The organism is Pseudomonadota bacterium (genome assembly GCA_039193195.1).
Lineage (GTDB): Bacteria > Pseudomonadota > Gammaproteobacteria > Steroidobacterales > JBCBZW01 > JBCBZW01.
In genome coordinates this window covers 332,274-345,739 of sequence record JBCCWS010000002.1, presented here as the reverse complement: position 1 = coordinate 345,739, position 13,466 = coordinate 332,274, and the positions used below count along the sequence as shown (strand labels likewise).

Below are 13,466 nucleotides of genomic sequence, written 5' to 3'. Positions count from 1 at the left end.
GGCCTAGCCGAGCCAGCCCCCGACCGCTTGCACGACGAGCGCGACGGCGATGACGGCCATCACGCCCCAGGTCACGGCCATCCCCAGGAAACGGCGTTGGGTCACGCCAGCGGAGCTGCTCAGTCCCGATGCGTGAGCGATCCGCGCGATCGTGAAGACCGCCCCAGCCGCGTGCACTGCCCACGCCGCCGCGCCGTTGAGCTCGAACAGCAGGAGTAAGAGCAGCGCCACGGGAATGGTCTCGACGGCGTTGCCATGGGCGCGGACGGCCAGCTCCAGGTCGCGGTTGCCACCCGTGCCCACGCCCACTTTGTGGCGCCGTCGGTTCATGCTCACGCGCGCGCCTAGCACCAGCATCAGGAGCGTGCAAAGGCCGGCGTAGAGACCGGTGATGAGCGGAATATGAATGGGCATGAGGCCGGTGGACTCCCTGTCAGCGGGCGCTGGATGTGCAGCATCTGGGCTGCATGATGCCCTGCCCTCGCGCCTCGGGGCCAGTCACACCTCACCGTAGCGGAAGCAGGACTGGAGGTGGTCTTTCACCATGCCGGTCGCCTGCATGTGGGCGTAGACCGTGGTGGTCCCAAGAAACGTAAATCCCTCCGCCTTGAGGGCCTTGGCGAACCGGTCGGACAGGGCGGTGCTGGCGGGCACTTGGCCGGTGTGTTTCCAGCTGTTGCGAATGGGTTCGCCATCGACGAAATCCCACTGCCAGTTGGCGAAGCTACCGTAACGCGCCTGCACGTCGAGGAAGGCGCGCGCGTTGCCGATAGCGGCTTCGATCTTGGCCCGGTGACGCACGATTGAGGCGTCCTGCAGGAGCTTCTCTACGCGCTTCGGCGTATAGCGCGCCACTTTCACCGGGTCGAAACCAGCGAAGGCGCGGCGATAGCCCTCACGCTTGCGCAGGATGGTGATCCAACTGAGCCCCGCTTGGGCGCTCTCTAGGGTCAGGCACTCGAATAGGCGGGCGTCATCGCGCACGGGCACTCCCCACTCCTCATCGTGGTAAGCCACGTAGCCCTCGCCCCCGAGACACCAGGGGCAACGCTCGCGCCCATCTTCTCCAGCTACTGCGCCTCGCTTCGCCATTGGCGACCTTCTTTCGACACTTCAACAACAAACGGGCCCGCGAATGATCACACTCGCGAGCCCGTTTACGGCGAGGCCTGTCGTGCGCAGCACCTGCGGGTGGACTGCGCCGGCCGTCTCCCCTTTTAGCTTAAGGGATTAGGCAGCGCCACACTTACCTTCGCCGCACTTGCCCTCTTCACCCTTGTCGCCGCCACAAGCGCCTTCTTCGCCCTTGTCGCCGCCACAGGCCCCTTCCTCACCCTTGTCGCCGCCGCAGGCCCCTTCCTCACCCTTGTCGCCGCCGCAGGCGCCTTCTTCGCCCTTCTCACCGCCGCACTTGCCTTCACCACACTTGCCCTCACCCAGCGTCTCGCCCATGTAGCCGCTGGAAAGATCCGCTGCAGAGAAGGGGTTGGCGCTGGCCGAAGCCGAGAATACCGAGGCACCGAAGCTGGTAACCAGCGCGGCACTAACGGCGAGGGTGATCGGCTTCAGGGCCTTGTCGGTCTTGTCGGACATCGTAGCTCTCCTTAGGAGTAAACGTATCGATCAATTGCTCGTAACACACGAACTTGAGCGTCTGGATCCGGTCGGCGGCGGGGCGTACTCGCGCCGTCGCGCTTCACCGGCCTGGCTTGGTGTTGGTGGTCAGCACTGGAAAAAAGGTTTCACTGCCTCCAGGTCTGCTCGATGAACGGAGTAGTCCTCGCGGCAAGTCGAATAGACACACGCTCGCTCGCCCGGGTTCCACAATCCGCGAGGCGTTCATCTGCTGCAGCGGCAGTGTAGTTCACCAAGTGGCGCGTCGCGACCGTGCGCGAAACAAAGAAACGACGCCAACGTCGCCAGGCGACCACGGCCTTTGAAATCGCGCTTTGTTGGCGAGGCGTGGTCGATTCGGCGAGACTTGGGGTCAGCCATGACATCCGCTTGCCAAAGGCGACTCCATGATCAATCCAAGCTACCCAGCCCGCCGGCCTCGCCGCCTACGTCGGGATGCCTTCTCCCGCGACCTGGTGCGCGAGAACATGCTCACGGCAGCGGACTTCATCTACCCAGTGTTCGTGCTGGAGACGGCGGACGCGCGTGAGCCGGTGCCGTCCATGCCAGGGGTCGAACGCCAGGGGCTGCACCAGCTGTACGAGACTGCCGAGCGAGCCCTTGAGCTCGGCGTGCCGGCGTTGGCCCTGTTCCCCGTGGTGCCCACCGAGAAGAAGTCCGATCTCGCGCAAGAGGCCTTCAACCCCGACGGCCTTGCCCAGCAAGCGACGGCCGCGCTCAAAGATCGCTTTCCCGAGCTCGGCATCATCACCGACGTGGCCCTCGATCCGTATACATCCCACGGCCAGGACGGCCTGATCGACGCCAGCGGCTACGTCATGAACGACGAGACCGTGGAAACCCTAGTACGCCAGGCCCGCTCCCACGCGGATGCAGGCGCCGACGTGGTGGCGCCCTCGGACATGATGGACGGCCGCATCGCTGCCATCCGCGCGGCCTTGGAGCAGGGCGGTCATCGAAACACGCGCATCCTCGCCTACGCCGCGAAGTACGCCTCGGCCTACTACGGTCCCTTTCGCGATGCCGTCGGATCCGCAGCGAACCTCGGTGCCGGTAGCAAGGACACCTATCAGATGGACCCGGCCAACTCGGACGAGGCGCTGCACGAAGTTGCCATGGACATCAATGAAGGCGCAGACATGGTGATGATCAAACCGGGCATGCCGTATCTGGACATCGTGCGCCGAGTGAAGGATGCCTTCGGCGTCCCGACCATGGTCTATCAGGTGAGCGGCGAGTACTCGATGCTCAAGGCAGCTGCTCAGCAGGGCTGGCTAGACGAGCGCAAGGTCGTGCTAGAGGCGCTGCTAGGCTGCAAGCGAGCCGGCGCCGATGCCGTACTCAGCTACTACGCGCTGCAAGCTGCCGAGTGGCTGGACGCCAACTGATCTGGACCTGCCCCTGTGGATCGCTACGCCGTCATCGGCTGGCCACTCGACTACACGCGCTCCCCGCAGATCCACAGGCTATTCGCCGACCACTGCGGCGAGGCCTTGAGCTACGAAGCACAACCCATCTCCCCCGAGAACCTCGCGAGCACGCTCGAGGCCTTCCTCAAGCAGCCTGAGATGTGTGGTTTCAACGTGACCGTGCCACACAAAGAATCGGTGATGGCACGCTGCGACGCGCTTTCCGACGAGGCCGACGAGGCGGGCGCCGTGAATACGGTCGTGATCGAACGCTCGGCCAGGGCGACACGCCTGATCGGCCACAACACGGACGGCGCCGGCTTAGTGCAGGACCTTACCCAACGCCACGGAGTCTCCCTTGACGGCGCCGAGATACTGATGGTGGGCGCTGGCGGCGCGGCACGCGGCACCTGCGGCCCCTTGCTCCGCGCCGGTTGCGCAAGTCTGCATGTCCTCAATCGAACCCCCGCCCGCGCCCAGGCATTGGTCGAGCACCTGCGCACGCGCGCGGACGCTCCACGGCTCGCAGCGATCACGCACGATGCAGTCGCGAGCCACGGACCCTACGACTTGGTAATCAACGCTACGTCGGCTGGCCTTGGGGACGACGTACCCGCTCTGCCGGAGGCGTCCGTTCGCGGCGCCTTCTGCTACGACATGCTCTACGGTAAGGAGACGCCCTTTGAGCGTTGGGCAGCTGGGGAAGGTGCTCACCGGGTGGCGACGGGCCTAGGCATGCTGGTCGAACAGGCAGCCGAGGCATTCCGCCTCTGGCGTGGTGTCCGGCCGCCAACGGACGCCGTGTTCGACCTACTTCGCTAGCGTGCCGTCCGCGTGGCGCTCGCGCAGCCACTGCACGATATCCCTCGACTCGGGCATCCACTGAACCTCGCCGGAGGCGTTGGTGATTGCGAGCACCGGCACCGTTTGCCGACCTCTAGCAGCGAGCAAGTCCTCGCGGTGTTGAGGATCCCCGTGTATATCGCGATAGTCGACATCGATGGCGAACTCGTCGAGCACGGCGCGCACCATCTCGCAGTAGGGACAGCCGCGGAAGTGGTATAGCGCGAGGGACTCGGGCGCTGCGGTAGCGGTCATTGAAGGCTCCTGCGGCCGCTAACGCGAACCGCGATGGTAGTTTGAATTCTGTTCCTAGACCGATGGGTCGCCTAAGAGAGCTGTAAGTCTTCGGCGCAATCGGCGAGGTAAGCGTCCTTCATCTTCACGTAGTGCCAGGCGGAGTAGGGCAGCGACTCGATCTCCTTCGCCGAGAGTGGGCGGATCTGTCGCGCGGGCATGCCAGCGTAGAGGTAGCCGGTCTCCAATCGCTTGCCCTGGGGCACCAACGCGCCGGCACCGAGCAGCACCTCACTCTCCACCACGGCCCCATCCATCACCACCGCACCCATTCCGATGAGAACGCGGTCACCGATCGTGCAGCCGTGGATCACCACCCGGTGACCGACGGTCACGTCCTCGCCCACGGTCAGGGTGAAGCCGCCCGGTGCGTACGGACCGTCGTGCGTCACGTGACACACGGCTCCATCTTGCACGTTGCTGCGGGCGCCGATCCGGATCTGGTTCACGTCGCCGCGCACCACCGTGCCGGGCCAGATCGAGGTGTCATCGGCCAGGGTGACCTGGCCGATGACGAGCGCCCTCTCATCCACGTAGACCCGCTCACCCAGCACCGGCCGATGAGACTTGAAACGGCGCAGGGTCATGCCGCTCGATCTCCTAGCGACTCGCGGGCACCAGCTCGAGCACGGGCTGGGGCTGCAGTTCGACCGGGCCGCTGCCATCGTCGATAGTGATCTTGAGGCTAACCTCACCGGCATCTTCACCCGCCACGATGGGCACGATGTAGATACCGTTGTTGCGGTCGACCACAGGCTGCACGGTGGCAGCTGCGTCACTGGCGGGATCGACGGACACATCCACCGTCGCGCCCCCGTTCGTGATACGTGCGCCACGAAGATCGCGGGCCACCAGCACCAAGCGAGTGATGCTGGCGCCATCTGCCGGCAGCGTGTCGGCGGTGAAGATTTTCAGGGTGCGGAAGTGGTCGGGCACACCGCTCTTTTGCGCGCGGAAGGCTTGGAACTCGGCGAACAGGGTGTCCACGGGGTCGGGGTCACTGGGCGCGGCGAAGGCCACATTTAGATCCATGTAGTACTCGCCTGTCGCGCAGCCATTGCTGCTGCAGGCGCCGTCCGAATCACCGACGCGCGCCACCAGCATGTAGCCCACGTCCGCGGACTTGTCGAAGTCCGGCGGTGGGGCGCCGCAGCCATCGGCATCGAAGGGCGAACACGAGCAGCGACCGTCACCGCCCTGGTCCCGGGCGGCGAGCATCGCGCGCATCAGGCGGGTAGGTAGGTCGCCCGGCTGAAGCAGGGCGGAAACGGCCTCATCGAGCACCGGCTGACCCGTGATCACGTTGCCCTGCACCGCGTAGGCGAGGGTGCCGGAGGTGCCGCTGACGTCGTTAGCGAAGGCGCCGTTGGAGCTGCCGCTAAAGCCCACGGCGCGGCCTTGCGTATCGGCGATGCCGTACTGGCGGGTCTGGTGGCCGCTGTCCTGAGCTTCGAGGATGTCCAAGATGGTCGCTGGCGCAGTGCCGTTGGCAAGCTCGTCGAAAATGATGCCGCGGTTGCGCCCGGTCGGCTCTACGAAGCTCTGCGCCGCACCGGCACCGCGACCGACACGCACCACGCTGGCCTCGCGCTTGAGATCGACGAAGGGCACACAGGTGGCCGAGCCGATCGCCACCTCACCGGTCGCGGAATCCGTGATGATGACGGACCAGGTGGCGGACGCGGGCAGAGCCGCGCTAAGTCCGAGGACCAGGGCCAGCGCCGCACTTCGGCGTAAGGTATTGAAAAACATAATGGACTCCTTTCCGTTGGTGCGACGCCCGAGGCTCAGGCGCCAGCTAGTTCACGCAGCATGGTAGCGGGCGCAGCGCCACGCTCCAGGCTTTCGACCAAGGCCGAACCCACAATCACCCCGTCGACATGGCTCGCCAGACGCTGCACGTCGGCGGCGCTGCGGATGCCGAAACCGGCACAGACAGGCAGTGGCGAGGCGGCGCGCACCCGATCCAGGTAGGCGCCGACGCTGTCCCCGAGACCACCCGCGCCACCGGTGACGCCCGTGGTCGTAACTGCGTAGACGAAGCCTCCGCTGGCCTCGCAGACCACAGCCAAGCGTTCATCGCTGGTCAGGGGAGAGACAAGCTGCACCAAGGCCAGGCCCTCGGCAGCTAGCGCCTCGCGCAGATCAGCGCTCTCCTCAAAGGGCAGGTCGGGCACGATAAAGCCAGCCACACCGACCTGTGCCGCTCGCGCGGCCAGCGCCTCATAACCAAAAGCTAACAGTGGATTTAGGTAGCTCATGAGCAGCAGGGGCGTGGACGGTCGACCCTCGAGAACCTCGATCTGCTCGAAGATCCAACTCAGGCTCACGCCCGCCTCCAACGCCGCATGGCTGGCCCGTTGAATGCTCATACCATCTGCCATGGGATCGGTGAAGGGCACGCCAATCTCCACAACGTCGGCAGCGCCTGCGATCTCGCGCAAGGTGTTTGCGAATGCACTTGGCGAGGGATAGCCCGCGGTGAAGAATGGTACTAGGGCGGGCCTGCCCGCCGTGCGCGCCGCCTCGATGGCCCGGGTGATGGTCTCGCTCAAGGTGCTCATACGCCCGCTCCTCCGGTCGGTGCGGCGGCGAGCGACGGCATCACCTTCGCTAGCGTATCCACGTCCTTGTCGCCGCGGCCCGAGCAACCGATGAGCAGTCGCTTGCCCGGGTTGACCTTGGCCCAGCGACGGGCGCCGGCGAAAGCGTGCGCCGTCTCGATCGCCGGCAGGATGCCCTCTGTGCGGCAACACTCGGCGAGCGCCTCCAGGGACTCCTCATCACTCGCCGCTTCGTAACGCACTCGCCCAATCTGTTGCAGCAGCGCGTGTTCCGGCCCCACCCCTGGGTAGTCCAAGCCCGCCGAAACCGAGTGCGTCTCTTGAATCTGCCCATGCCGGTCGAACAGGAGCATCGAGTAGCTGCCGTGGAGCACACCGGGTTTACCGCGTGCCAAGGTGGCTGAATGGTCACCTAGGGAAAGACCTCGTCCACCCGCCTCGACACCGTAGATGGCTACCTCTCGGTCGCCCAGGAATCCATGGAACAGGCCAATGGCATTGGATCCTCCGCCCACGCACGCGAACACCGCGTCGGGCAACCCACCCGCCTGCGCAAGCAGCTGCTCGCGCGACTCCCGTCCAATCACCGCGTGCAGGCGGCGCACGAGAAGCGGATAGGGGTGGGGACCGACCGCCGAGCCGAGCATGTAATAGGTGCCTTCAGGGTCGGAGACCCAGTCGCGTAGCGCCTCGTCGATCGCTGAACGCAAAGTGGCATCGCCACTGCCCACCGGGAAAACCTCGGCACCTAGCAGATGCATTCGGCGAACGTTTGGCGCCTGGCGCTCTGTATCGACCGCACCCATGTACACGCGACAGGGCATGCCTATTCGCGCGCAGGCGGCCGCCGTCGCAACGCCGTGCTGCCCAGCGCCGGTCTCGGCGACGATTCGCTTCGCCCCGAGCTGCTTTGCAAGCAGAGCCTGGCCAATGGCGTTATTGATCTTGTGCGCGCCCGTGTGCGCAAGATCCTCGCGCTTGAGCCAAACGTCCGCGCCCCAAGCCTCGCTGAGGTGAGGCGCATGGGTCATGGCCGTCGGGCGGCCGACCCAGGTGTGAAGCTCATGGCGGTAGGCTCGCTCGAAGGCCTCCGTAGACAGTATTTCGCTCACGCCTTGGTCAAGGCGCTGCAGGGCTGGGATCAGCGTCTCAGGGACGTAGCGACCACCGAACTCACCGTAGCGACCGCGATCGTCGGGGAGCTTACCCTCGAGCAAAGCCTTCAGCAGGGCTTCACCGTCGATCGCTGCATCTTTGACAGCGCTCATCGTCATCTCTCCTCCAAGTAGCGCTCCCCCCCGGGGTCGCGCAGTTCTCTGCTCAGCCGCCCACTCGCGTGGACAGGGTACTCGCGGCCTCGCGGGCTGCCGCGACGAAGGCCGCGATGCGTTCAGGGTCCTTCTCGCCCGGTGCTCGCTCCACGCCGCTGCTCACGTCGACGCCTGCAGGTTGCACCTGCCGCACGGCCTGCGCGACGTTGCTGGGGTGCAACCCGCCCGCCAACATGAGCCACGCGTCCTTAGCGAGCTCTGCGGCGGCGTTCCAGTCAGCGCGTACACCCTGGCCGCTTACCGGTGCCTCGTAGAGCAGCGGCGAGGGCACGCACCTCAGGGCCGCCACCTCCCCGTCGCGAAGCACCGGCATGGCACGCACGGTAGGCGGTAGTGACAGATGAGTGAGGCTAGACGCATCTGCTTGTATCCAGTCGGCTGGGAAGCTCGCCAGCACCTCGCTCACCGCATCCTGTGCCGCCTTCTTGAGCACGGCAACCCGCTCGATGTGTCGCGGCAATGCCATGGCGAGCTGCCTTGCCCGCATTGGGCTTACCTGTCGCGGTGAAGGCGCGAACACGAACCCCACGCGGTCGACACCTGCCGCGATCACCGCCTCGATCGCCTCGGCACTCGTCACACCACAGATCTTCACGACGAGCGCCATGATCCGATCAGCTCTCGCCGTTCACGACGCGCCGGCCAGCATCCAGCATTCGTCGCAAGATGCCTTCGGGGGACCGGTCGCGCATGAGCGCCGACCCTATCAGGGCCCATCGATAGCCGAGGGTGGCCACTCGTGCAACATCTTCTGGCGATTCCAGGCCGCTTTCGGCCACCGCTGGCACCTCGCGAGGCAATGCACCGATACATCTGGCAAAGCGATCACCATCGACGGCTAGGGTTCGCAGATCACGCGAGTTGACGCCCAGGAGCAAAGGCGCCGCACCGTTCGCTGCTCGTCCTACAAGCAAGGGCAATGCTCGCTCTAGGTCGCCCTCATCGAAGGCTTCGAGAAGCACGAACAACCCACACTCGGTGGCCACATCGAGTAGCTGCCGCAAGCGCTCGTCGTCCAGCATGCGCAGGATTAGCAAGACGCCGCCGGCACCCGCGAGGCGGGCCTCGTAGATTTGATAGGAATCGACCAGGAAGTCCTTGCGCATCGCCACCGTTGCCGTGCCGTTCAGCGCGACGGCGGCTTCACGCAGGTGGTCTAGGTGACCGTCAAAGCGCATCGGCTCGGTGAGCACGGAAACGGCAGCAGCGCCCGCCCGCGCGTACGCCAAGGCCCGTTCGCCGATCGCCGTGTCCCGGCTGGCAAGCACGCCCGCCGCAGGTGAGGTTAGCTTTACCTCAGCGATGATGTCGAACCCGCCGTCGTGCGCGCGCAGCACCGGTGGCACTGGAGTGCCCAAGGCGCGGTTGCGCAGGGTCGTCTCATCGAGCGACGCCCTGGCCTCGACTACCCTCGCGGCTGACGCTCGCGCCATCGTCTGCAGGAAATCCTCACTCACGCGCTGGTCCCCCACGCCTGCAGGCCCGCAAGCCAGGCCTTCGCTGCGCCGCTCTCAATCGCCTCCCGCGCGCGCTCGACACCCGCGCTCGGGCTTCCGACGCGTCCGCTCACCTCCAAGGCCAGCGCAGCGCCCAAGACCAGTGCGTCGATGTGCGGACCTTGTGCAGGATCACCGCCTAGGGCCGCGCGCAGGTGGGTCGCGTTCTCCTGAGCGTCGCCACCGGCCAACGCTTGGGGCGTGCAGCGTTCGATACCCAGCGAGGCAGGGTCGCGCACTTCGTGTCGCACCTCACCGTCCCTTACGTCGAACAGGTGAAAGGGCCCACAAGGGGTGGCCTCATCCCAACCTGGGGCGCCGTGCACAACGAAGCCGCGCGCGAGAGGCAGTCCGGCCAAGGCCTGCGCCATCAGCCGGGCCATGGGCTCGCTGAAGGCACCTAGCAGATAGTAGGGAGGCGACGCGGGATTGGTCAGCGGGCCGAGCACGTTAAAGATCGTGCGCGCCTTGAGCGCCTGGCGAACCGGGCCGATCGCCTTCATGGCCGGATGGAAGTGCGGAGCGAACAGAAACGTAAAGCCAGTAGCGTCTAGGCACTGCCCTGCCTCCACAGGCACTGGGGGTAGAGCCGCGTTCAAGGCGCCAAGCACGTCGGCACTCCCGGAGCGGCTGGAGACGGAGCGATTGCCATGCTTTACGACGCGCAGGCCACACGCGGCAGCAAGCAAGGAGACCCCGGTGGAAAGGTTCAAGCTTCCGGAGCCGTCGCCGCCCGTGCCCACGATGTCGATGCTGTCCTGCGCGTCGAGGGCCGGCGTCACCGCGAGGGCGCGCATGGCACGAGCGAATCCGCGAATTTCATCGGCGCTCTCACCCTTGGCGCGCAGGGCGCACAGCAATCCACCGGCCAGAGCGGGGTCTAGGGCGCCGCTAGCCAAAGCCTCGAGCAGGGCACCTGCCTGCGCCTCTTGCAGGTCATCGCCTTCTAGTAACTGGGCCAACCAACCCCGTGCTGTATCGCTCGATCCTTGCACGTCGCTCGTCATGGTCATTACCCCTCGCGCAGGGCGAGGAAGTTCCCGAGTAGCTGATTGCCCTGAGGTGTGAGGATACTCTCGGGATGGAACTGCACGCCGTGCACCTGGAGCTCGCGATGCTGCACCCCCATGATTTCGCCATCCTCCGTGCGCGCGGTCACCCGCAACACCTCCGGAAGGGAGTCCTCCTCCACCGCGAGAGAGTGGTAGCGGCCAGCGATAAAGGGATTGTCGAGCTCGGCAAACACACTCTTGCCATCGTGGGAGACGGCCGAGGACTTCCCGTGCATCAGCGTCACGGCAGCCGAAATGCGCCCGCCGAGGCTCTGGACGATGGACTGATGACCCAGGCACACCCCGAGCACAGGCACCTTGCCCGAGAACGCCGCGATGAAGTCCATGGAACAGCCCGCATCGTCCGGCGTGCCGGGGCCAGGGGAGATCACCAGGTGCGAAGGCGCGATCGACTTGGCCTGCTCAAGGCTGAGTACGTCGTTGCGGTACACATCTACCTGCGCGCCGAGCTCGCGAAAGGCCTGCAGCAAGTTGAAAGTGAAGGAATCGTAGTTGTCGATCAGCAGCACGCGCGCCGCGGTTGTCGTAACGCTCATGCCCACCCCTCCGCTGCCATCAGCAGAGCGCGCTCCAAGGCAGCCCCCTTCGCTAACACCTCGTCGTACTCACGGTGGGGAAGGCTGTCGGCAACGATGCCGGCGCCCGCCTGGTAGCGGTAGGCGCCGTCCTTGAACACGAGAGTGCGGATCGCGATCGCCTGGTCCATCCCGCCACCGGCACCGAAGTAGCCGACGGTCCCGCCGTACACCCCGCGGCGCTGCGGTTCCAGCTCATCGATAATCTCCATCGCCCGCACCTTGGGCGCGCCCACTAGCGTGCCGGCAGGAAAGGTCGCCGCGAACAAATCAAAGGCGTCACGATCGGCCTCCAGTCGGCCCCGCACGCCGCTAACCATGTGCATGACGTGGCTGTAGTGCTCGATGTGCCGGTACGGCGCCACTTCGATCGAGCCAGGCGCCGCTACGCGCCCCAGGTCGTTACGTGCCAGGTCCACCAGCATTACGTGCTCCGCGTTCTCCTTCGCGTCGGCGAGAAGCTCGTCTTTAAGCGCCTGGTCTTCACCTGCGGAGGCACCTCGTGGCCGGGTGCCTGCGATGGGGCGCAAGGAGGCGATACCTTGCTGTAGCCTAACGAGAGCCTCAGGCGATGAGCCGACGATCTGCATCCCGCCCACGTCCACGAAGTACATGTAGGGAGAAGGGTTAATCAGGCGTAGGGCGCGGTAGGTGGTAAACGGGTCGAGATCGCAATCACCGCCGAAGCTCACTGATAGGACCAGCTGAAACACGTCACCCGCCCGAATGTACTGCTTGACCCGGTCGACAGCGCTCAGGTAATCGCCCCGCGCCATGCTCTGCCGACCGGTCTCGAAGCGGCCCTGCGTCGGGTGCGCTGGCAGGGCGCTACGCAGCAAGCTCACTACCTGATCGCGCAGGGCCCGGCGCTCGCCCTCGGTGCCCTCGTGGAGCAAGGCGACGCGGCGGGTGAGGTGATCGAACACGAGCACGGAGCGGGTCGCGACGAAGGCAGCGAGGGGCTCGCCCAAAACCTCCGCGGCGTGATTCGGCAAACGCTCGAAGAACCGCACTAGGTCGTAAGACGCGCTGCCGACCAGACCGCCGGCGAATGGCAGCCCCTCCACCTGGGGCTTGGGACGGGGCGCGTGGGCGAGCAGCTCGCGCAGCGCATTCAACAGTTGCTCACGGTCCCGGGGCAGCGGCCTGTCGACACCGTCGACATCGAAGCGCTCCCCGGTCAAGGTGACCTCCGTCGCCTCGCCAAAGCCGAGCATGGAGTAGCGCGATACCTGCAGCCCGCTCTCCACGCTTTCCAGCAGATAGCGAGGCCGCAACGGGGCGAGCTTGAGAAACGCAGACACGGGCGTTTCCGTGTCGGCGATGATGTCGAAAGCGTCTTGCATCGGCTGCCTTGGGATGCGATCCGGGCCGCGAGACCCGGCCTACGCCGACAATAAAAAACCCATCACCCCGGCGCGGAGGAGATGGGTCTGAAGCGGACGACTCGTGGAACGCGTGCGAACAGTACCCCCTCGCTGTCAGCGGGGGCGCCACCACCGGAGATCGTTCGTCCACTCGATTTGCGTCGTCATGGAAGTGATAGTACCAACGCAACCTGGAGCGTCAAGCGCCGGCAGATGGAGGCCGTGCGGTGGATCACAAGCTACCAGATGACGAGCACGCAACGGATCACCGGGTGCTCGCCGCCATCGACGCGGAGCGGTGCCGACTGGCCAAAGAACTGCACGATGGCCTAGGCCAGGCCCTCACGGGAGTGCTGCTGATGAGCTCGGCAGGGCGAGAGGCGCGCGACGGCGACGCCAAGCGCCAGCTGGCGACCCTGCTGGCGGAGGCAGCAGAACGAACGCGCGGCCTCAGCCGGACGCTTGACCCAAGCGCTCAGACCAGTTCACTCGCCCGCCTGCTCGGCGATCTAGCAAGTGAGCTCAGCGAGCGCTTCCAGCGCCCCTTTGACGTTGCCCCCGGCCTGCCGGAGGCGAGCCTGACAGGCACCGAGCGTCAGCACCTCCATCACCTGATCGTCGACGCCGCGCGCTTTGCCATGCTGCATAAGGGGGTGAAAGACCTGACACTGTCGGCCGCCGCGAGCAACCAGCTGGCGGTGCAAGTGGACGCTCGCTTCGACAAGCGCGAAGTGGGTGTACCGCCTGGAGATGAAAAGCAGGTGCAGGCGTGCCTGGCCTTGCTGCGCGGCCGTTTGCAGGCGCTGGGCGGCAAGTTCAGCGCCGAGACCGGCACCGGGACGTTGTCTATGCGCCTGCGGTGGCCGCACTGACCCCGCG

General features: G+C 65.8%; 16 protein-coding genes. 3 read left to right on the top strand and 13 right to left on the bottom strand.

Features of this window, described 5'->3' with window-relative positions:
* Nucleotides 1–3: 3 nt before the first annotated feature.
* The 3 genes from AAGA68_03745 to AAGA68_03735 form a co-directional block, all read right to left on the bottom strand.
* Nucleotides 4–414: an MAPEG family protein gene (locus tag AAGA68_03745; GenBank protein MEM9384148.1), complete on the bottom strand. Its 411-nt coding sequence runs from the start codon at nt 412–414 to the stop codon at nt 4–6.
* An 84-nt stretch (nt 415–498) separates the two neighbouring features.
* Nucleotides 499–1,092: a DNA-3-methyladenine glycosylase I gene (locus AAGA68_03740; GenBank protein ID MEM9384147.1), complete on the bottom strand. Its 594-nt coding sequence runs from the start codon at nt 1,090–1,092 to the stop codon at nt 499–501.
* Nucleotides 1,093–1,230: 138 nt separating this feature from the next.
* The gene (locus tag AAGA68_03735) at nt 1,231–1,593 is read right to left on the bottom strand and encodes a hypothetical protein (GenBank protein ID MEM9384146.1); all 363 of its coding nucleotides are present in this window, start codon (nt 1,591–1,593) and stop codon (nt 1,231–1,233) included.
* A 428-nt stretch (nt 1,594–2,021) separates the two neighbouring features.
* Here AAGA68_03735 and hemB point away from each other — a divergent pair, with 428 nt between their 5' ends.
* Nucleotides 2,022–3,023, top strand: a complete 1,002-nt coding sequence (hemB, locus tag AAGA68_03730) for a porphobilinogen synthase (protein ID MEM9384145.1) — start codon at nt 2,022–2,024, stop codon at nt 3,021–3,023.
* Nucleotides 3,024–3,038: 15 nt separating this feature from the next.
* A complete protein-coding gene (gene aroE, locus AAGA68_03725) occupies nt 3,039–3,866 on the top strand; it encodes a shikimate dehydrogenase (GenBank protein MEM9384144.1) in 828 nt (275 codons plus the stop codon).
* On the opposite strand, the gene AAGA68_03720 is transcribed toward aroE, so the two are convergent.
* The 10 genes from AAGA68_03720 to AAGA68_03675 all read right to left on the bottom strand — a co-directional run bounded on the left by AAGA68_03720 (nt 3,855) and on the right by AAGA68_03675 (nt 12,566).
* On the bottom strand, nt 3,855–4,142 hold the full coding sequence (locus tag AAGA68_03720; GenBank protein ID MEM9384143.1) for a glutathione S-transferase N-terminal domain-containing protein: 288 nt from the start codon (nt 4,140–4,142) through the stop codon (nt 3,855–3,857). The two genes, aroE and AAGA68_03720, sit on opposite strands and share 12 nt — an antisense overlap.
* A 71-nt stretch (nt 4,143–4,213) precedes the next feature.
* Entirely contained in the window at nt 4,214–4,768 is a 555-nt protein-coding gene (locus AAGA68_03715; protein ID MEM9384142.1) for a gamma carbonic anhydrase family protein, read from the bottom strand.
* 13 nt (nt 4,769–4,781) lie between these two features.
* Nucleotides 4,782–5,933, bottom strand: a complete 1,152-nt coding sequence (locus tag AAGA68_03710) for a DUF1028 domain-containing protein (protein ID MEM9384141.1) — start codon at nt 5,931–5,933, stop codon at nt 4,782–4,784.
* Between the two features lie 35 nt (nt 5,934–5,968).
* The gene (gene trpA / locus AAGA68_03705) at nt 5,969–6,745 is read right to left on the bottom strand and encodes a tryptophan synthase subunit alpha (GenBank protein MEM9384140.1); all 777 of its coding nucleotides are present in this window, start codon (nt 6,743–6,745) and stop codon (nt 5,969–5,971) included.
* Nucleotides 6,742–8,013 carry a tryptophan synthase subunit beta gene (trpB, locus tag AAGA68_03700; GenBank protein MEM9384139.1) on the bottom strand — a complete coding sequence of 424 codons (1,272 nt, stop codon included), beginning with the start codon at nt 8,011–8,013 and terminating at the stop codon, nt 6,742–6,744. The genes trpA and trpB overlap by 4 nt, the downstream gene beginning before the upstream one ends.
* A gap of 52 nt (nt 8,014–8,065) precedes the next feature.
* Nucleotides 8,066–8,683 (bottom strand): phosphoribosylanthranilate isomerase, encoded by a 618-nt coding sequence (locus AAGA68_03695; GenBank protein MEM9384138.1) that lies wholly within the window; start codon nt 8,681–8,683, stop codon nt 8,066–8,068.
* A 7-nt stretch (nt 8,684–8,690) separates the two neighbouring features.
* Nucleotides 8,691–9,533 carry an indole-3-glycerol-phosphate synthase gene (locus AAGA68_03690; protein MEM9384137.1) on the bottom strand — a complete coding sequence of 281 codons (843 nt, stop codon included), beginning with the start codon at nt 9,531–9,533 and terminating at the stop codon, nt 8,691–8,693.
* Entirely contained in the window at nt 9,530–10,585 is a 1,056-nt protein-coding gene (gene trpD / locus AAGA68_03685; GenBank protein MEM9384136.1) for an anthranilate phosphoribosyltransferase, read from the bottom strand. The genes AAGA68_03690 and trpD overlap by 4 nt, the downstream gene beginning before the upstream one ends.
* Entirely contained in the window at nt 10,585–11,181 is a 597-nt protein-coding gene (locus AAGA68_03680; protein ID MEM9384135.1) for an aminodeoxychorismate/anthranilate synthase component II, read from the bottom strand. Before AAGA68_03680 ends, trpD begins: the two co-directional genes overlap by 1 nt.
* Nucleotides 11,178–12,566 carry an anthranilate synthase component I family protein gene (locus tag AAGA68_03675; protein ID MEM9384134.1) on the bottom strand — a complete coding sequence of 463 codons (1,389 nt, stop codon included), beginning with the start codon at nt 12,564–12,566 and terminating at the stop codon, nt 11,178–11,180. The genes AAGA68_03680 and AAGA68_03675 overlap by 4 nt, the downstream gene beginning before the upstream one ends.
* A gap of 248 nt (nt 12,567–12,814) precedes the next feature.
* Here AAGA68_03675 and AAGA68_03670 point away from each other — a divergent pair, with 248 nt between their 5' ends.
* Nucleotides 12,815–13,459: a histidine kinase gene (locus tag AAGA68_03670; protein MEM9384133.1), complete on the top strand. Its 645-nt coding sequence runs from the start codon at nt 12,815–12,817 to the stop codon at nt 13,457–13,459.
* Nucleotides 13,460–13,466: the final 7 nt, after the last annotated feature.